Source organism: Deltaproteobacteria bacterium, assembly GCA_016931625.1.
In the GTDB taxonomy this organism is placed as follows: domain Bacteria; phylum Myxococcota; class XYA12-FULL-58-9; order XYA12-FULL-58-9; family JAFGEK01; genus JAFGEK01.
In genome coordinates this window covers 1-19766 of the sequence record JAFGEK010000143.1, presented here as the reverse complement: position 1 = coordinate 19766, position 19766 = coordinate 1, and the positions used below count along the sequence as shown (strand labels likewise).

Sequence of the window (19766 nt, the reverse complement as noted above, 5' to 3'; positions counted from 1 at the left end):
CACAAGTACGGTTCCGTGAGAGGCGCCCGAGGTAACGAGGGCGCCTACTTGACATTGAGGGTTATCTTTACAGTGGGGTTCAGGGGGATGTAGAGAGGTTAGCTTACTGATAATTTTAGTTAATATGAGGCACTAAGCGATAGCGCACCCCAAAAATTATCGGGCTTGTTTGCTACCTCGCGAGCATCAGAATTAATTAACGAAGCAACGCCCACAGCAGGAGTTACCGAAATGTAGTCACCAATTGCAATAGGAGCTTTGACGGTGAAATAAGCATCAGTAATGGAAGCTTTATCACTAGCTAAATAAGCAGTATTGTTTTTCTTGCTACCCGCACTGATACCTGCCGAGAGCGCAACATTCATTGATGCGGTTGCACTAGGTTGCCAAATTTTTTCAAGCGTATGTGAGGCTGAAAGTGCAATGTAAAGACCTTCAGTATCGTCAATATCTTGGTAAAGTGTTAAGGTCGGCGACAGTAAGGTATTTGCGGTAATACCTGCATATATTTCAGTTGTATCTAATGAAGGAGCATCGCCCATCGGAAAGAAATAATAGATAGCACCTGCCGAAGCTGATGCGGGACCAAAATCATAAGAGTAAGAAGCAGATAAATCGACTTCAGAAAATTCACTTTTTGTACCGCCAAAATCAGTTAAATCAAAATTGCCCCATACGCCAATAGTAACACCATACATGCTTGCAGTAGCAGATGGTTGTATAACGGGATCTTCATTAACAGCTATGCTGCGCCACAAATACATTGCGGCAAAGGTAACATCAGCACCAACTGACCAAGTCTTTTTCTCGGCAGTTGGTGTGGTTTCTTTTGCGGGTGCTGTTGACGGTTCTTCGGTCATTAACTCAGCAGCAATAACGCCGCGTGCAATTAAACCGAGTGAGAGAATGAGCATAATTTTTACTATTCGCATACTTGTATTTTCCTTTCTGATAGTGCTGTCAAGTATAGTACGGCGGTGTTTACGCAAGATGCGTGCCGTTTTAAATTTTACTAATTAGAGTTCGAAAATAGCTTTTGTTTGTGTAGGGTTGGCTTAATTTTGCAGTGCAAGATAAAAAAAATCTAAAAAAAATAAAAATACTATAAGTCGACTAGGTTGTAGGTTTATTACACAAACACTACAAATTTGTAGGATTCCTCACATAGTCAGTTTCTCTTAAAAATATACCATAAAATAGAAATCCGCAGTGATTGCGCCAAGCGTACCAGCGGTAATCCAGCTTATAGTTGTCAGTTTTGCCTGATCATTTATTTTACTGCGCGCATTGCGCCAATTGTCAGTATTGGTTGCGCTACGCCACTTTGCAGCAGAATTGTAAGTACGAACGCTAAAACACATAAAAAACTAAGGACATTTTTTAAAAAAATGTGCCAGAAATTTGGCGAGTTGCTTTGGTGCGGGTAGCCTAATTTTGGGCGGCGTTTATTTTTGTACTATAGCTGCTAGGGATGCAAACCATGACTGACACAATGCCTCATACCTCAACAGATTTTAGAGCTGATTCAATTATTGATGATTTGGATGCTGAAAGAGATCTTATTGAACGCGGTATTATTGCTGAAGAAGAAGATGAACCAGCGTGGGTATCTGAAATGCCTCTACCTCCAATACCCTTGATTGACTCGGATGAAATTACTGATTGTAATGAATTGACACTTGCGCCTGAACGCATTCGTTTTGCCGTACCGCTAACGGTTGAAACGCAAGTGGCGTTAACTACTGCTGATGGTGTTATAATCAATCTATCTGAAAGCGGACTGGCTTGTATTTTACCGCTGGTGTTGTCAAAAGGTGAGCGTTTGCGTTGTCGTTTTCGTCCAGCATTGGGTGAAGAGCGGCTTAATGTTTTTGCCGAAATCGTGTGGCAACGCACAGCAGGCGGTGATGATATACAGTATGGGATGAAGTTTTTGCATCTTAACGATAGTGAGCAACAACGCATCAGCAGCATTGTGCGCGAACGTGTTGAAGGAAAAGCCGGAGAATGGCCACTTCCGGTTATGCCAGCAACAATTATGTCTGCTCCTCCTCCTGCTAGCGCAACTACAGCAATGTCAGCCATAGCCCCACATCGCTTTAGTCCTTACGTTGCTGGTATTTTAGGTGTTGCTGCAGGGGTTTTAATTTCAGTATTTGCATCACTACTGCCTAGCTTTGCTTTTGATGGTACCGCGCAACCTTTAGAGTCGGCTTTGACACCTGTGTCTGCATCGATGCAAGAGGATACAATAAATGTAGAAGCAAAAGTCTCAGATGCAAAACCAAGTATTGCAAATAAAGCACTAGCAGATAAACCCGCGACGACATTATTAGCGACCGCATCACCGTTAGCTACAAAAGGTGCGGTTGAATCAAAGACCATTAGCGAACAATTACCGCGTTCGATCACCGGTGCTGGTAGTAAATTATTTACCTCAGATAAGATTACCGTAGCTAATAAAGTTATAACACCAGAAACAAAAACAAAAACGGTGGTTTCACCAAAAGTTATTGAGAAGGTAAAAACGGTTAACCCAGCAGCAAAAAGCCACTTTGCAAAAGCAGCAATAACAAATGCAAAATTAAGCGCACAATTTACCTTACGTGTTGATAAAGCAGTTAATACTTATAAAAAATTCTGGCTCGATAACCCCCGTAGGTTAGTAATTGATATACCGGGAGCGAGCCATGCCCTTGATGGTAGAGAAATAAAAGTAAAAAGTCCTTTGGTTGCAAATATCGTCTCGGGAGTTCACAGCGATAAGATCCGTTTTGTGTTTTATATGTTAGAAAATAACGGGGTAGAAGCTTCAGTGCAACCACAAGGACAAAAGATACTTGTTAGTTTGTATAAGCAATAGCTATCATTAGTTTTATTGTAGTTTTTTAAACTAAAGCCCGGTTATCAATAAGCCTGGTCTTGCCAATGAAGACAGCCATGGCGCAAATAGCTTTACGATCAATAATGTTAAGTTTAACTAAATCATCAGCGCTAACAATTTCTATGTAATCTATGCGGGCGCTAGCAACCGTAGAGATATTTTTACGAGCCTGTTCAAGTAGTTTTTCAACGCGACGTTCGCCGGTTTTAAATGTCGCTTCAATTTGATTTAGTGTTTTAAATAAAATTAAAGCATCAAGCCGCTCGTCAGCTGATAAATAGGTATTGCGAGAACTTTTTGCTAGTCCATCAACTTCGCGTACAGTCGGACCACCAATAATCTCAACATCAAGCCAGAGATCGCAAACCATGCGACGAATAATGGTGAGTTGCTGGTAATCTTTTTCGCCAAAAACAGCAACATGTGCTTTGGTCATGCGAAACAACAAATGCACTATTGTACACACACCACGAAAATGATGTGGGCGTGAAATACCACAAAGTACATTGGCAAGATCAGTTGGCACTATGTAAGTAGCAAAGCCTGGCGGGTACATTTCGCCTTCATTTGGGGTAAAAACTACATCCACACCAGCAACTTCAAGTTTTTGTAAGTCCCCCTTAAGATCGCGTGGATATTGGGCAAAATCCTCATTAGGGCTAAATTGTGTAGGGTTAATGAAAATCGAAGCAATCACTAAATCAGCATTTGCACGCGCGATAGCTACTAATGATAAGTGACCTTCATGCAGATAACCCATAGTTGGCACTAGGGCGATGCGTGCCCTTTGTTTTATTTGGGCTTTTGCCCAATCGTGCATTTCTTGGGCTTTTTGAATAACTTTTATTGACTTTTTCTGCATCACTTCTGTCTCGATTAGTGCACTCGATTATAAGGAGCATCATTACTATCATTAGTGACTGATAAGTCGCCATGAAAACTATGTGCATCAGTTGGAAATGATTCAGCGCGAACCTCTGAAACAAATGACTGCACGGCTTGCGTGATTTGCTTATGTAACTCAGCATAGGTTTTAACAAACTTAGGGCGAAAGTTTGGATTTAGTCCCAGCATATCGTAACAAACTAAAACCTGACCATCACAGCCAACCCCGGCACCAATACCAATCGTAGGAATATTTATCTCAGCGGTAATTTCAGCGGCTAATTCAGCGGGAATGCCTTCTAATACAATGCTATAACAACCGGCCTCAACTAAAATATGCGCGTCTTCTCGTAGACGTTGGGCAGCAGTGGCATCTTTGCCTTGCACTTTAAAGCCGCCAAAGCGATGCACGCTTTGTGGGGTTAAACCAAGATGACCCATAACCGGGATCCCACAATTATATATGCGACGAATATGGGTGGCAAACTCACGCCCACCTTCAATTTTTACTGCATGTGCGCCACCTTCTTGCACTAGTCTGCCAGCAGATTCGACCGCTTGTTCAACTGAAACTTGATATGACATAAATGGCATATCAGCTATGAGATGAGCGCGTTTAGTAACGCGACTAACTGCAGCAGTATGATAAATTACATGTTCAAGATTTACCGGTAAGGTATTGGGGTGACCTTGAATTACCATACCTAATGAGTCGCCCACTAGAAGCGCGTCAACTTCAGTATTATCAAATAAAGCTGCAAAAGTTGCATCATAAGCAGTGATAATGACGATTTTTTCGCTGCGGCGTTTTTTAGCTTGTAGCGAATTGGCGGTTACCAAAGGATTTGTCATGGTAATCTCCATCTTAACCGCTGCCAATTAAGTTAACCACAGCGGATAACGAGGGGGTGTCCATAATTTAGTAGCTTATGCTCTACTGGTTCGGCAAGCGGCAAAAAAAGTAGATAGTGATTATTGAGGTCTGAGAAAATGAATGCTTGTAAATTGCTTTAGCTAACCGGTTGTGTTGAAGGTGGTGTTTTAGGAGTTACGGTAAAGGCATAAATTTTATTTATTGTGGCTTTGCCAACTTCTGTAGCGCCGTGTGGTTCTGAAGAGAAGGAACGTTTGTCGTCATTTTGACTAGTGCCGACAGCTTCGTAGGTAATAACTTTTTTTCCATTTTTTTCAGCAATGCTATAACCTGTGGCAACCACCCAGTGGGGAGTTGATTTAATGCCATCTTTGGCTGAATTATAATTTACATCTCCGCCAATAAGTAGATAGGTAGTGGTAGTGGCGTTTTGAGGCAGTTCTTCAGCTTTAGCAAGATTAGCAGCGATATCTGCCTTATCCCAATAAGCAAAGCTAATATTTACTGAACTAGTTTCGTTTATTTCTGCTATTGCAGCTTGTACTTGTTTTTTAGTAAGGAGGCCTTTAGCATCAGCATATTTAGCGGCGTCTGCTGGGGTTATCTCTCTATCTAAAATAGTACTTAGAATATCGGCAAATCCAGTAACCGTACACCCAGAGTGATCGATTGTAGAATTGGATTCATTACCAGCGGGGCCGATTTTTACTCCTTTATATTCTTGCATAGTATGAACGTACTTTGCTGGGATATCGCCAATTTTATCGTTTAGTGCAGCGCTATAAGCTGCTCGTAGAGTTTCACCTTCTGCAGTTGCAGGGAAAGCGCGTATCGCTTTGGTAATTTCAATGTTTTCTATACCTTTGCTTAATAAATCCTGTACAATAATAGCTGCTTTACTTGCATCGAGCTTTTTAGGATTTGTAGTTTTTATAGTTAAATTGGCTGCTTCCTTTTCAGCATTTTTAAATTGCTTGGTTAGGTACTCGGGAGTTACGTCCGGTTTGTTGCTAGAAACAGGTGGAGCCATTTTACTCACCTTTTAGTAATTACAGCTTAAATTAAGAGACGTTAGCGAATAGTTTTAAAATATACCCGACTAATTAACGTGCGGGTTAATAAAATTATGCATTATTTTAACTTCTTTTTTTTTGTGGTCGCAAACCCACGCTTTTGCCCTGAGGCGCATTTAAGTTTGAAGTTATACGCATTAAAGAGTCTTCTTTAGCAATAGTGGCGGCTTTGCGACCAAGACGCAATAATTCTTCTTTATTTTTGGCCTCTTGCACCTGCGGAAATAGTCTAACTAATTCATATAATTGCGTACTTGCCGGTTCAATTTTGGTATCATAAAAACGTGACCAAGTAACCAGCAAATGCAAAAAAGCCGTAACGTCGTCTAGTAACTCATTTAGCAAAATTCGCCGACAAGTAACTAATGCCGCTGGTGCAAAACTAACCTGATTTTTATCGTCGGTAACTACTTGCTTGATTAATTGTGCAATTGCTGGATGAAGATCAGCACGTTTTTCTTGCATACAAAACGGCTAGCAGAGTTATAGAGTTTTGACAAGTTGCGCTATGTCATATCTTGATATTTAAAAGTTAAATGAGTTGTATAAACAAGTTCTATAACATTAAATATTAAACATTGAAACGAAAGTGCATTACATCACCATCACGTACTAAATAATCTTTGCCTTCGATATTCAGCTCACCAGCTTCACGACATTTGGCTTCGCTGCCGCGGGCGACTAATTTTTGCCAATCGATAACTTCAGCCCTAATAAAGCCGCGCTGAAAATCAGAATGAATTACTCCGGCAGCCTCTGGTGCGGTTGCGCCTTTTTTAACTGTCCAAGCACGACACTCATCGGGGCCGACAGTTAGAAAGGTTACTAAATTTAGCAATTGATAGCCATGACGAATCACGCGATTAAGACCTGGTTCGCTAAGGCCAACGCTTTTTAGAAATGCATCACGGTCTTGCAGGTCAAGCTCGGCAATTTGAGCTTCAAGGGCAGCGCAAATTTCTACAACTTCAGCGTTTTCGTTAGCGGCAAACTTGCGTAAGGTTTGCACATGCTCATTTGCGCCTGCATTAGCCAGCGAATTCTCATCGATATTAGCAATGTACATTACGGGTTTCATGGTCAGCAGAGCGAGTGGCTGTAAAATCTCTGAGCTTTTTTCATCAAGCTCAGCGCGGCGTGCTGGTTGACCGCTATCAAGTAGCGGAATTAATTGCTCACAAACTTCGAGGGCTAATTTTTCTACTGCATCCCCTGATTTAACTTGCTTGCGAGCTTTATCAAGGCGGCGATTAACGCTTTCGAGGTCTTTTAGACACAGCTCAGTTTGAATGGTTTCAATATCGCCCGCTGGATCAATACGACCATCGACATGGGTAACATTGTCATCAGTAAAACAGCGCACGACGTTTACTATCGCATCAACTTCGCGAATATGACTGAGAAACTGATTGCCGAGACCCTCGCCTCGTGAAGCGCCTCGTACCAGACCAGCAATATCAACAAAACGAATAGTGGTAGGTGTGGTTTTTTTAGGTTTATAAAGTTGCGCAAGCTTATCTAATCGTTCATCTGGCACCGGTACAATGCCGGTATTAGGCTCGATGGTACAAAAAGGGAAATTTTGTGCCTCAGCCTTAGCTGATGATAACGCATTGAATAAAGTACTTTTGCCCACATTGGGCAAACCGACGATTCCACATGAGAAGCCCATTTGGTTAACGCCACTAGCGCAAAATAGTCAGATCCGTCAAATTTAAGATGCAATCAATATCGTATCGAGTGTATAGTTTTTGTTCTATGCGGCCTTTAAAAGCCTATAACGGACTATTTTTCTTCGCATTTATTAATTTGCTAGCGTTACTCGCAAGTAGTAGCGGCTATATATGGGTAGCGCCTGCAAGCAACTTCATCAGTTCTAGTTTTATTATTTTAGTTCTTTTTGAAGAGCTGGGAGTATTAACTTTAAGTTTTGCCGCATTCATATGGTTAATTCGCCGTGTCTCAAATTTTACTGCGGCATTTGTTGGGGCGCTGTTGTTTACCATTTTGCATACTTTAGTATTTATTGATGTGCGTTTGTTCTCGTTCTTTCGTTTTCACGTCAATGGTTTGGTACTCAATGTACTAACCACATCACATGGACTTGAAGCGACCGGGATTTCAACAACAACTATTAGTCTATTTATTATCGCCATTATTATATTTTTTATCGGACAGTTTGTTCTTTTTCGCCGTTTAGTTCGTCAGTCTGAAAAACCATTATATAAGCAGCGTATTTGGGCAATAGCACTAGCCGCTATTTTAATATCAGCGCTTGGTGAACATATTATTTTTGCAGTTGCTGACGTATGGAATTATGCCCCCATACTGCAAGCTTCGCGAGCCATTCCATTTTATCAATGGATGACGCCAAAGCGCCAGCTTCGTAATTTAGGATATTTGCCGGTAACCGATGATGAATTAGCATCACAGTCTCGACCCAATATAACATCTTTGAATTATCCGCGAGCTGCATTGCGTATGCGTGTTGTTAAAGAACCGCCGAATATTCTAATGATTGTAATTGATAGTATGCGTGCACATTCGGTTGATAAACAGACGATGCCGAAATTAATGAGTTTTGCGCAACAGGCGCAAACGTTCATGCACTGTTATAGTGGCGGTAACGCCACACGTTTTGGTATTTTTAGTTTGTTTTATGGTTTGTATGGCAATTTTTGGCATACCATGTTGGGGGCGCGTCGGGCTCCAGTATTATTAGAACGTATTAAGTCATTAGGCTATCAAACTGCTGCCATTGCAAGTGCACCATTATCGTGGCCGGAATTTCGCGAAACCGTATTCGTTAGTGGGGTTGATTATTTAGTGGATAATGTACCTGGGCGTATGGCCGAACGTGACCGTGTACTAGTAAATGAGTTTAAAAAATTTATTGATACTACAGAGGGAAATACTAGGGCACGCCCTAATCCTTATTTTGCTTTTATCTTTTTTGACTCGACCCATGCACCATTTGATTTCCCGATATCATATCGACGTGGTGATGCTACAAAATCTAGTCAGCTTGATCTTATTAAACCAGCCGCGTCATTAAATACTCATGATCGATACTTAAGTGCACTAGCCTATGCTGACGATTTGACCGAACAAGTAATGCAAATAGCACGTCAGAAAGATCCAAAACTATCTCATACTATAATTTTAATTACTGGTGATCATGGCCAAGAATTTGGTGAGCATGGTTATTATGGCCACAACAGTGCTTTTGATAATGAACAGATACGAGTACCATTAGTATTGTATGTGCCAGGTATGGCACCAAAACAATATGAACAGGCAGTATCTTTATTAGATGTGGCGCCTACCTTAGGGAATATATTAGGTATAGAGAATGATGCATTCGCTTATTCTCATGGCAAAGTGCTTTTTGATGACGAACCTCGTTTACCCATTGTAAGCTGTGGCTGGGATCAATGTGGAATGGTTGATGAAGAGGGAGTAGTTGTATTTGGTTCTGAAATGCACACCAGCGGCATTTTTGAAATTAGAGATCAAAATTATCAAGAACTTAATACTAAACAGCTAAGTGTTAAGCGATTGCAACATCTGCGTGAAGTACTTAATGGGTACAGTGCTTTCTGGCAAAAGGTGAATGAAAGCTAAATTTATTTTTCAAATAACCCTGGTTTTATTAAGATTAGGTGCTAAGAGCAGCAAATGATGCGTAAATTAATCGCAGTGATTATACGATTTTTACCTGCCGGCCTAATCTCGCGTGCCTGGGGTGTTGTGGTGCGCTGGCAGCGCCCACGTTTTTTTGTTGCACTGGCAAAGCGTTTATTTGTTAGGTTTACTGGTATTGATTTAGCTGAGGCTGAAAAATCAATTGAAGAATATATCAGCATTGAAGATTTATTTGTTCGTTATTTAAAAACTAATGCACGGTCGATTGATGTTGCTGCGGATGCAATAATTTCACCGGTTGATGGCATTATTGGCATGTGTGGATTGGTTTTGCAGGGGACTTTATTACAAGTAAAGGGTCGAAGTTATTCCTTAGCGCAACTACTTAATGATGAGCGTGAAGCTGCAAGGTTTGAAGGTGGGGCATATGCTACTATTTATCTTTCACCAAAAGATTATCATCGCATTCATGCGCCAATTGCTGGTGCGGTACATAATGCTACAGTTATTCCGGGTCGTTTATTGCCGGTTTTTTCAGAAGTAATAGAACGTATTGAAGATTTATTTGCGCGCAATGAGCGAGTGGTTACTTACATTGATACTGAAACATCTGGTTGTGTAGCATTAGTTAAAGTTGGGGCTACAATGGTCGGTCGAATTGGGGTAACTTATGACCTAACCATACGAACGAACACAACACGGGCGTATATAAGACGAATTGAGTATCCTGAGCCGTATGTATTACAAAAAGGTGATGAAGTTGGTGTTTTTGAACTAGGCTCTACGGTTATATTAATCACTGAGCCGGGGCGGATATCTTTTGATGCAATTGCACCTCTACAAAGTGTACAAATGGGCTTGCGTATCGGCACCATTCATTAATAACGGTTGGCTATTTCAGCTAAAGCATGAACCTTTTATTTTTCTAAAAGTTTTTATGCAGTGGCGAAACTTTAATACCATAGCAATAGCTTATCTCTTGTTAGCTCTAAGCATTAATACTGGCTGTAGTGGCTTAATAGCCTCTGCAGCGGCAGATGCAGTGGCGGGCACTGGTTTAGCATATGCCAGCGATGATGATCCACAGCTTGTTCGTGCAGCGATACCCTTTGGTTTAAAGACCATAGAATCATTATTAGAAAAATCGCCTAACGACCCCAAGCTACTATTAGCGGCAGCATCTGGCTTTACTCAGTATGCATACGCTTTTGTGCAATTTGATGCCGAACGTAGCATAGATAATGCACCAAATGTAGCTGATAAACTGTTTAGCCGAGCACGAAAGCTTTATTTACGAGCACGCCATTATGGTCTGCGCGGTCTTGAAGCTATGCATCCAGGTTTCACAGATGAGTTTGCTAAAGATAGAAAAACAGCTCTTGCAACTCTGAGCAAACAAGATGTGCCATTTATTTATTGGACTGCTGTTGCATGGGCAGCGCAAATTTCTATTTCAAAAGACGATTTAGTATTAGTGGCTGATTTAACAAGCGTTGAAAGTTTAATGAACCAAGCTTTGCTCCTTGATGAATCATATAATTACGGTGCGATCCATGAATTTTATATTACTTATGAAGGCGGTCGTTCAGAAGCTTCTGGTGGTAGCATGGTGCGGGCAAAAAAACATTTTGAACGTACAATGCAACTTTGCCAAGATAACAAACTTTCGCCACTTGTTACCTATGCTGAAGTAATTTCAGTACAAACTCAAAATCGTCAAGAATTTCTTGCACTTATCGAACAAGTACTATCATTTGATGTAAATAAAGATCTACGTTTTCGTCTTAATAATGTGATTGCACAAGAGCGTGCACTTTGGTTAAAAGAACGTGTTACTGACCTTTTTTTGTAGGGACACTCCCTAGTGAAACAACTAAAAATGAATATTTTACCAAAAATTTTTTGGATATTAGTTAATATAATTATTGTTTTTACGACTACACCAAATGCCAAAGCCGTAACCATCAAACTTGGTACTCTTGCTCCTGAAGGTTCAGGGTGGCATCGCCAACTAAAAGATATGGCGGTTAAATGGGCTAAGGCATCAAATAATCAAGTACAGTTGAAGATTTTTCCAAGTGGCGTGGCTGGCAATGAAGGCGATATGGTGCGCAAAATGCGTATTGGCCAATTGCAAGCAGCTGCAATTAGCACCATTGGGGTTGGCGAAATTGATTCAGCTCCCAAAGTCTTAAGCATACCGGGGTTGATCGCTAGCGATGCTGAATATGAATATGTATTTAATCACCTCGTACAAAAATGGGAGCAGCGCCTGGTAGAAAAAGGTTTTCAAGCGCTGATGTGGGGTGACACGGGATCGGCGCGTTTTTTTCTACGTAAATCAATAACTTCACCTAACCAATTGCAAGATATGAAGATTTTTGTTTGGGCGGGTGATCCTAAAGCCGTCGAAGTATTTAAGTTAGCTGGTTTTCAGCCAGTTGTGCTTTCGGTTACTGATTTAATGACTTCATTAGCAACAGGCATGATCGATGCGTATAACGCAACACCGGTAATGGCGTTAGCCACACGTTGGTATGAGCGAACACCCTTTATGACTGCAGCGGCATGGGCGCATTTACCTGGTACAACTCTAATAACTACGCGAGCTTGGAACAAGATCCCAAAAGATTTGCAGCCGGAACTTTTGCGTATATCGCGAGCTGTTGGTGTACAAGTAAATGAAGAGGTCGCGCGTATGCAGGCTGATGCAATTGCTGGAATGAAAAAAAATGGTCTAAAAATAATTGAATTCGATACCGCAGGTATGCAAGCCTGGCAAGAATTAGCACAAAAGACTTGGCCTGCCATTCGTGGTGGGGCAGTATCAGTTGCTGATTTTGACGAGGCTAAACGTATCAGAGATGAGTTTCGCGCCAATAAGCACTAAGCTCAACACCGAAAAACCCACAGCTACACTCCTATTTTCATTATGGGCAAAACGTTTAGAGCAAGCAGCGATAGTTATCGTTTTGCTTGCCATGATGATGTTACCGTCGTTAGAGAGTTTTGCACGGCGCCTTTGTCAAACCAGTATTCCCGGTGCTGTTCTTTATGCTCAACATTTAACTCTTTGGTTAGGATTTTTAGGTGCATTGCTAGCTACTGCTGGTATCGGTAAACATTTAGCTTTAAGTAAAGTAGAGCGTTTTTCGACACAGTATCGACCTATTGTGCGTTGGTATGGAAGCGTTTTATCTGCTGGTGTTTGTATTGCATTAGCTTATGCGAGCACGGTCTTAGTGCAAGCTGACTTGGCACAACAAAGCTTGTTACCTGGTGGTATACCTACTTGGTTCAGTGAAGTTATTATGCCTGTAGCCTCAGGACTAATGGCATGGCGTTTTATTTATAATTCTGCGCTAATGTGGCGGGGTCGAATTTTATCCGTCATCACCATATTTCTTTGTGGTGCCTTGATTTATTTAGTATTGCCAACAAGCGTCTTAATATCAATTGGGATCGTTGCTATTATTTTGGGACTAATTGTTGGCGCACCGGTATTTGTAGCAATGGCAGGTTTAGGTATGTTGCTGTTTTTTTCTGCTGACATACCAATAGCTGCAGTTCCCGCCGAAACTTTTCGTCTTGTTGCTTCAGCAACACTACCTGCCTTACCTCTATTGACAGTAACTGGTTACGTAATCACTGCTGGTGGAGCATCTAATCGCTTGTTGCGCTTAGTGCGCGCTTTAGTTGGCTTTATGCCGGGTGGTTCTGCATTAATTGTGTGTTTAGTATGCGCAGTTTTTACTGCATTCACTGGCGGCTCTGGGGTTACCATTTTAGCATTGGGTGGTTTGGTATTACCCATGCTGATTGCCGAAGGTTATCCCAAAGGGTTTAGCCATGGTTTAGTAACTTCGGCTGGCTCTTTAGGCTTATTATTTCCTCCTAGTCTACCAGTAATTCTTTATGCGATTGTGGCACAAGCAAATGTTGAAGATCTCTTTATCGCAGGTGTTGTGCCTGGGATGTTATTAGTAGCGATGGTAGCAACATATGGTATTGCAGCAGGTGTTCGTTATAAAGCCAAACGTCAAGCATTTAATTTAAAGGAACTTTGCCAAGCCACATGGCATGCTAAATGGGAGCTTATCATTCCACTTATTGTAGTATTTACAGTATTTACTGGCTTTGCTACCATAGTTGAAGCTGCTGCTATTGCGTTGTTGTCCGCTATTGTATCGCAATGTTTTATTCTTAAAGACATTCATCCGATTCGCGATTTGCCCGGAGTCATTATTAATGCTGTTACTTTAGTTGGCGCTGTTTTAATAGTACTGGGTGTAGCCATGGGGCTAACTAGTTATTTAGTTGATGCCGAGATCCCTGCTTTTGTGCTTAGCTGGGCCCAACAACATTTAAATACCCAAGTTATATTTTTATTGGTGTTAAATTTTGTGTTGCTTATATTGGGCAGTGTGCTTGAAGTATATTCAGCTATTATTGTGCTGGCGCCTTTATTAGCTCCATTAGCGGCTGCTTATGATATTAACCCATTACATTTAGGTATTATATTTCTTGCTAACCTTGAATTAGGTTTTCTTTTTCCTCCCATTGGTCTCAATTTAATTTTAGCTTCAAGCCGTTTTTCGCAACCGTTAACCCATCTCTATCGGGTGACTTTGCCATTTTTATTAGTACGTATTGTTGGAGTCTTGTTGATTACTTATGTGCCATTTATAAGTATTGGCTTTCTTGATTGGATACGTGGATTTTAAGAATCTTTATTAAACAACTCAGTACTTAGATACTTTTCACCGCGATCAGGAAATATTGTCACAATATTGCCGCTATCTATCTCTTTTGCCACTTGTTGCGCAGCATAAAGGGCAGCGCCAGAACTCATGCCCGCAAATATTCCTTCTTCAACAGCTAGACGGCGCGCCAGGGCAAAAGCATCTTCGGTTTCAATCATAATATGCCGGTCGATTTTATTTTCATCATAAATGGCAGGTACAATGGCTTCTTCTAGGTTTTTCAAACCTTGAATGTAATGTCCACGTACCGGATGCGCACTAACAATTTTAATGCGTGGTATACGTTCTTTAAGCGCTAGTCCAACACCCATGAGTGTACCGCTAGTGCCTAACGATGATACAAAATAATCAATATTTCCTTCGGTCTGCGCCAATATTTCTTGGGCAGTGCCAAGGTAGTGAGCCAGCTTATTATAGTGATTTGAAAATTGGTCAGGCATAAAATAGCGTTCAGGGTATGTCTGCAAAAGTTCTCGTGCTCGCATGATGGCACCATCAGTACCTAATTTTGCGTCAGTAAGTGTTACTTTAGCGCCAAAAGCGCAAATCATGCGCCGACGCTCAATTGAAACAGCTTCACTCATGACGATTTCAACCGCATAACCTTTGACTGCCCCAATCATAGCTATGCCTATGCCGGTATTGCCGCTAGTTGGTTCAATAATAGTTTTATCACGAGTCAGCGAACCTTCTTGCTCGGCTTGCTCGATCATTTTAAGGGCGATTCGGTCTTTTATACTGCCGGTCGGATTAAATCCCTCGAGTTTAGCAAATAAAATTACCCTCGAGTTGGGATTAAGCTGGTTGATACGTACCATTGGGGTAAAACCAATTAGACCTAAAATTGAATCAGCGGGTTTAGTATGCGCTAGATCAAATATGTTAATTTGATTAAAGGTATTTATGTTCGACAAAGTGATATCCCCATATAGAATGTCAATTAAGTCAAAAAACTAATCAAATAGAATCCAATGTTTTTGCACCTTGTTCTTACACCAAAAAAAAATCAAGTGATACTCTTAACAGAACTTCGCTGGTTATATTAACGCAGAAATATTGATGAAGCTAAACAAGATTCGAAATCGTGGTTAAACAAATGGCAAAGCAAATACATAAGGCTATGTGACTGGGTAGAAGAAAATATAGAGGAAACATTAACATTTTATCGATTGCCTTGGTCTCATCGCAAGCATTTGCGTTCAAGCAATGTAATAGAAAGATTGAATGAAGAAATTCGCCGTCGAACGCGGGTATTACGAATATTTCCCAATGAAGAAAGCTGTTTACGTCTTATACGAGCATTAGCGGTAGAGATCAATGAAGCATGGCAGGAAGGAAACAAGTATTTAAATATAGAAATGCTAAAAGAATATAAAAAGGAGATATTGAAAGGGACACAAGAAGCTGCTTAAAGTGGTGGCTGGAGAGTCAATACTTCATTTTAAAAGTGCTCGATTATTACACGTAATAGCTCAGTATCCTCAGAGCATCCGCTGTCATTTGATTGATAGCATTGATTAGTAGGTATACCAGCCCAGCCGTTATAAATAGACATATAATGATATTCTGGATCAGAAGGAGAGCGGTAATCATAAAAGGTCCAACTAATATTGTTGTCGTTCATTATTTCTATAATATCTCGGGCATAATATAAACTATCTGGGCGTTTCCCTTGCGAAGATGGGGCAAACTCACCAATGAAGAGCGGCGCATTTTGCGCATCAGTAAAAGTTTTTATATTGCCAATTAGTAAATCTTCTATTGTAGTTCTATCCCAATATTCGCGCACGGTTTTAATATACATAAGCCCGATGCCTGTTCTTGAATCGTTAGGGCCTTCAGTGCGAGCATAAAATCTAAGCTTGATTGTATCGCCTGATTGTATTGGGATGCCACCAGCAGTGCCCCACATGCCGTATTCATTGCCATTGGTAGATTGACACCATCCAGAGCAATCTTGAATACGTAATGAACAATTACCATCAAATCCTTGGGTACAATCACGACTGGCGCTACCTTCAGCTTCAATGTATGAATTCCAATGCAATGGAACATATTCTCTAAAACCACAATCAGTAGCAGACATAGCAAAGCCAATATCTTCAAAAGAGCCACCGATAATCGGTAACCAAGTTTGCCCCTCGTCTTTTGAATATTCGATTTGATCAAAACACGCAATTTTTTGTGGGTTTTGACTACTAAATATCTTAACAAAGGCGTATTCAGCCCCTTCACTGATTGGTCTACTGTCAGTGATTATTTGTTTCCAAGAAGCGCCATCTATAGGTAAGCCCCAGATATCATCATAGGTTTCGTTAGAAGTATCCATCATTAAAATATCTTTGACCACATCACCGGGATAGTTAACATCGGTTGGTATATTACCATTCTCAATCCACGGAAAGCCCTGGCCAGACAAATAAAACGGCTCGTAAAAGTGCGCATTATAAACTAAGCCTGGACGATCAATAGCGCGGAAATAACTTGCAGCGCCCCACATAGGCTCGATAAAAATAACTATATTTGGATCAATTTGCCTAACCGCATCGATAATTTGAGTTTGATACTCAGTTATGATTGTTGTAAAGCACATCTACTGCTTGCACTTGCGGCAGTCCTAAATCTTCTGATGATTTTAATAAAACGCGAGTTGAGCTATAAAAATGCTCAGGTGATCCATCAGAGGGATCATAGCTATTTCGCACGTAGATAATTATAGTTTTACCACAAAAGAAATCACTTAGTTGAGTAGTAAATTTAATCGTACTATTAGATGACCAATCTTGAAGATTAATTGAATCAGTATTTTCTTTATTAGGATGCCAGTCCGCTTATGGTATATAAAAAATCGACGCTTTTAATTTTTTTATTCAGTACTGACGTGGCAATCAATCAATAATGTTGCTTATTCGAATATAAACTCGACATGAAAATCTACAGCAGGGACTGATGTGGTGTCGCGCAGTACTGCTGTATTATCTGCAATAAAAAGCTTGATAAAAATAAAAGTGGTGCCTGCAGCATTGCTTATAGAGAATACTCGATCAGGAAAATCCGGGTCAACCGGCAGATCTGCGGTGATGTCAGTAACCACAGCGCCAATCGTGCGGCTAGCCGACTGTACCCGCTTTAGTATACGGCCTTCTGGGTTGGAAAAATGCGCCAGTACCGTGAACATGTCGCGGTAATTCTCAATAGAGGGGTCGCTGCTAGAACTATCCGGAAAGCGTAGAAAATAACAAGCATTGGAGATTAGGGTTGATGCGCCACCATAGTATGGCGGCGCATTAACATCCAATCGCGAGCTTGAGCTATGACGCACATTCCAAATTCCATGGGTTATGGTCGGCTTAGCGCTAACCTCCACGTTAAGCAGCCATTCACCGCCACCTTGCGGTTCGAGATCGCTTGTTTCGACTTGCACAATATCTACTGTATCGCTGCTCGACCACTTAGGATTAAAAGTAGGATCACCGAGCATGGACAAAAAAGGTGAATAGACTTGCACGCTATCAGCAAAAGATATGTTCGTGGCATCGCGAAAAGCAGAGCCTAAATCGGCGCCGTACGTGAGACTACGTATAAAACTTACATTTACCCCGGCGTTGGTCGCATTTTCATCCATAGCACTGACAATCGCGATAGCACCGCGGCGAAAAGCTTCTGCACAAAATAACTGCGCTTTATTAGCCTTGTTCCATGAACAGATTAAACAGGCAGTGCTAGTAATTACGGTCTCGGGAAACCAGATCGCATTGCTACGCAACCGGCTAACCGAAAAACCACCATTCATGCTCGTAGTAGTGCCATGACCGTCATAAGCAAGCAGAGCTTTATCACGCAAAGTATCAACCGCGAAGCTTTGACCATACCCAACGGTAGCACTGGCGTTCGTAAAGCCGGCAGCTTCCATAAGCTCCTCGATGAATAAATTTTTATGATAGCCGCTGCAAAATTGGAGCTCGAACGAAGTAAGTGATGCGAAGTCCGTCGCCTTGGGCAAATGGTCATAGGTTAAGACGCGGGCAATATAACTCGTGACATCAGAAAGCGATAAGGAATAAAGGCGGCCGACTTTGAGATCTTGAAAGTAGTCGCCGTCAAGGTCGCCGTATATCGATCCATCTATCTGTACCCATTTAACAAAGGCTGTTTCCGGTTTACGAAGGTACTCATTAGTATTGCGTGCTTGGGGAATAGTATTGGGGGATGCTACGATAGTGAGATATTGGGGCTGCATACTAGTTGCAGCAAGAAATGTTGCAATAAAGGCATCGACGGTTTGGTAAGTTGCACTGGCATCGTTAAAAACTGCAAGCACTTGGTGCTTAGCCGCAGCCAAAATCGGTGAAGCTAAAGATAATCTGCCATAAAGTTCATGGATCTGACCGCTCGTACGCTCGAGCGCAACAGAACTAGTACTAAGCGGCACAGTGTCACGCGCGTTGGTTAGCAGCAAACGGTCACTACCAGTAAGCGCCAAGGCTCGCAGAGAAACATCTAAGCTCGTAAGCGTCTCAGCGCAATGTGCAGCAACTGGCGCGGCCAGCACACCGACACAAATCACCTGGGCGCTATCATTTATTAGGTCGTCATTATAACCTGCGATAAATAAAGGAGCGTCTAATAACGATGCTAAGGTAGTAGCTTGCAATGCCAAAGCATAATCGTCTTCAACTAGGATAGCTTGGTCATACTCATGCCACATACTCAAAGGCGACGCTAACGACGCCATCGTGAAGCGATAGGATACTAGGTCGATCAGGGTGCTTGGCGCCGTGCCTAGATGGTAGATTGTTGTAGGCTGATAGCGACTGAGGAAATGGTCTATGGAGTCAAGGTCAATCCCATCTGCTTCTACATGATAGATTAAAGTTGGGTAACTACAGACATTGTCTGCCCCACCATAGGGATGAGCACAACGCGCAAAGTCAACGGGGTTAGCCGTCCAATTTAAAGCCGGAATCAAAGTAAGCGCTAAACGCCAATCTTCGTCTGAAACTAGAAAAGCTACTTTATCATTTAGCTGTAACCAATTTCGCTGCGAGGTGCATGCCGAGACATTAAAAGTACAATTTTCAGCGCAAGCTAAATCTCCGCCCGCATAAGGGCCCACGGAATCACAATCTTGTCCGTTGAGATTGCTGCCATCACAATCTTCACCGGCATCTATTATACCGTTGCCGCATGGCACAACCACACTGCTATCTTCTCCGTCTCCATCTGTATCTTCATCGTTAGTTATATTATCATTGCCATCACTGTTATTATTGTCTTGCGAACCATCATTGGAGTCAGCATTATTGTTGGTATAATCGGTATCGGTATTTCCATTGTTACTGGAGCTAATATGATTTTTGCCCGTTTGGCAGGCTATAACCGCCAATGCTAAAAACACTGCTACGCAAAACCCAATTAGTCGCATCATATTTCACTCCGGTTTTCTTGCTGATTAATGCAAAAACAACCTAAGAATATTATACTCCTCAGGCTCGGATTTGACGATAATATTTATTATAGAGCCAATCGCGCTGCGCGCGAAGAGGCATAAATACGTACTGCTAATAGCATAAGAAAAAGGCAATACCCCAAAGCATGTTGAAAAAAAGGCCTTTTTTAAAGCATTTTGTACAAAAGTACAT

Annotated in this window: 18 protein-coding genes; 7 read left to right on the top strand and 11 right to left on the bottom strand. The window is 41.5% G+C overall.

Going from position 1 to position 19766, the window contains the following annotated elements; all coding sequences use genetic code 11:
• Window positions 1-119: 119 nt before the first annotated feature.
• Window positions 120-932 carry a hypothetical protein gene (locus JW841_11995; protein MBN1961660.1) on the bottom strand — a complete coding sequence of 271 codons (813 nt, stop codon included), beginning with the start codon at window positions 930-932 and terminating at the stop codon, window positions 120-122.
• A 246-nt stretch (window positions 933-1178) separates the two neighbouring features.
• Complete coding sequence (locus tag JW841_11990) at window positions 1179-1361, bottom strand: hypothetical protein (protein MBN1961659.1); 183 nt, start codon at window positions 1359-1361, stop codon at window positions 1179-1181.
• Between the two features lie 119 nt (window positions 1362-1480).
• Between JW841_11990 and JW841_11985 the strand changes: the two genes are divergently transcribed.
• Complete coding sequence (locus JW841_11985; GenBank protein ID MBN1961658.1) at window positions 1481-2863, top strand: PilZ domain-containing protein; 1383 nt, start codon at window positions 1481-1483, stop codon at window positions 2861-2863.
• Between the two features lie 25 nt (window positions 2864-2888).
• On the opposite strand, the gene JW841_11980 is transcribed toward JW841_11985, so the two are convergent.
• The 5 genes from JW841_11980 to ychF form a co-directional block, all read right to left on the bottom strand.
• The gene (locus JW841_11980; GenBank protein MBN1961657.1) at window positions 2889-3731 is read right to left on the bottom strand and encodes a pantoate--beta-alanine ligase; all 843 of its coding nucleotides are present in this window, start codon (window positions 3729-3731) and stop codon (window positions 2889-2891) included.
• A gap of 29 nt (window positions 3732-3760) precedes the next feature.
• Window positions 3761-4633 carry a 3-methyl-2-oxobutanoate hydroxymethyltransferase gene (gene panB / locus JW841_11975; protein MBN1961656.1) on the bottom strand — a complete coding sequence of 291 codons (873 nt, stop codon included), beginning with the start codon at window positions 4631-4633 and terminating at the stop codon, window positions 3761-3763.
• 146 nt (window positions 4634-4779) lie between these two features.
• Complete coding sequence (locus JW841_11970) at window positions 4780-5673, bottom strand: hypothetical protein (protein ID MBN1961655.1); 894 nt, start codon at window positions 5671-5673, stop codon at window positions 4780-4782.
• A gap of 106 nt (window positions 5674-5779) precedes the next feature.
• Complete coding sequence (locus JW841_11965) at window positions 5780-6181, bottom strand: hypothetical protein (protein MBN1961654.1); 402 nt, start codon at window positions 6179-6181, stop codon at window positions 5780-5782.
• Window positions 6182-6287: 106 nt separating this feature from the next.
• Entirely contained in the window at window positions 6288-7388 is a 1101-nt protein-coding gene (gene ychF, locus JW841_11960; GenBank protein MBN1961653.1) for a redox-regulated ATPase YchF, read from the bottom strand.
• Window positions 7389-7525: 137 nt separating this feature from the next.
• Here ychF and JW841_11955 point away from each other — a divergent pair, with 137 nt between their 5' ends.
• Genes JW841_11955 through JW841_11935 form a run of 5 tightly spaced genes read left to right on the top strand, consistent with a single transcriptional unit; the run spans window position 7526 to window position 14085 of the window.
• A complete protein-coding gene (locus JW841_11955; GenBank protein ID MBN1961652.1) occupies window positions 7526-9340 on the top strand; it encodes a sulfatase-like hydrolase/transferase in 1815 nt (604 codons plus the stop codon).
• Between the two features lie 54 nt (window positions 9341-9394).
• On the top strand, window positions 9395-10243 hold the full coding sequence (gene psd / locus JW841_11950) for a phosphatidylserine decarboxylase (protein ID MBN1961651.1): 849 nt from the start codon (window positions 9395-9397) through the stop codon (window positions 10241-10243).
• A gap of 55 nt (window positions 10244-10298) precedes the next feature.
• Window positions 10299-11213 carry a TRAP transporter TatT component family protein gene (locus tag JW841_11945; GenBank protein MBN1961650.1) on the top strand — a complete coding sequence of 305 codons (915 nt, stop codon included), beginning with the start codon at window positions 10299-10301 and terminating at the stop codon, window positions 11211-11213.
• 12 nt (window positions 11214-11225) lie between these two features.
• Window positions 11226-12251, top strand: coding sequence for a TRAP transporter substrate-binding protein DctP (dctP, locus tag JW841_11940; protein MBN1961649.1), 1026 nt, complete (start codon window positions 11226-11228; stop codon window positions 12249-12251).
• Window positions 12226-14085 (top strand): TRAP transporter large permease subunit, encoded by a 1860-nt coding sequence (locus JW841_11935; protein MBN1961648.1) that lies wholly within the window; start codon window positions 12226-12228, stop codon window positions 14083-14085. The genes dctP and JW841_11935 overlap by 26 nt, the downstream gene beginning before the upstream one ends.
• On the opposite strand, the gene JW841_11930 is transcribed toward JW841_11935, so the two are convergent.
• Complete coding sequence (locus JW841_11930) at window positions 14082-14942, bottom strand: cysteine synthase family protein (GenBank protein MBN1961647.1); 861 nt, start codon at window positions 14940-14942, stop codon at window positions 14082-14084. The two genes, JW841_11935 and JW841_11930, sit on opposite strands and share 4 nt — an antisense overlap.
• Window positions 14943-15179: 237 nt before the next feature.
• Here JW841_11930 and JW841_11925 point away from each other — a divergent pair, with 237 nt between their 5' ends.
• The gene (locus tag JW841_11925) at window positions 15180-15536 is read left to right on the top strand and encodes a transposase (protein MBN1961646.1); all 357 of its coding nucleotides are present in this window, start codon (window positions 15180-15182) and stop codon (window positions 15534-15536) included.
• 29 nt (window positions 15537-15565) lie between these two features.
• On the opposite strand, the gene JW841_11920 is transcribed toward JW841_11925, so the two are convergent.
• The 3 genes from JW841_11920 to JW841_11910 form a co-directional block, all read right to left on the bottom strand.
• Window positions 15566-16717: a cellulase family glycosylhydrolase gene (locus tag JW841_11920; GenBank protein MBN1961645.1), complete on the bottom strand. Its 1152-nt coding sequence runs from the start codon at window positions 16715-16717 to the stop codon at window positions 15566-15568.
• Window positions 16692-16829, bottom strand: coding sequence for a hypothetical protein (locus JW841_11915; GenBank protein ID MBN1961644.1), 138 nt, complete (start codon window positions 16827-16829; stop codon window positions 16692-16694). Before JW841_11915 ends, JW841_11920 begins: the two co-directional genes overlap by 26 nt.
• A gap of 200 nt (window positions 16830-17029) precedes the next feature.
• The gene (locus tag JW841_11910) at window positions 17030-19552 is read right to left on the bottom strand and encodes a hypothetical protein (GenBank protein ID MBN1961643.1); all 2523 of its coding nucleotides are present in this window, start codon (window positions 19550-19552) and stop codon (window positions 17030-17032) included.
• Between the last annotated feature and the right edge of the window lie 214 nt (window positions 19553-19766).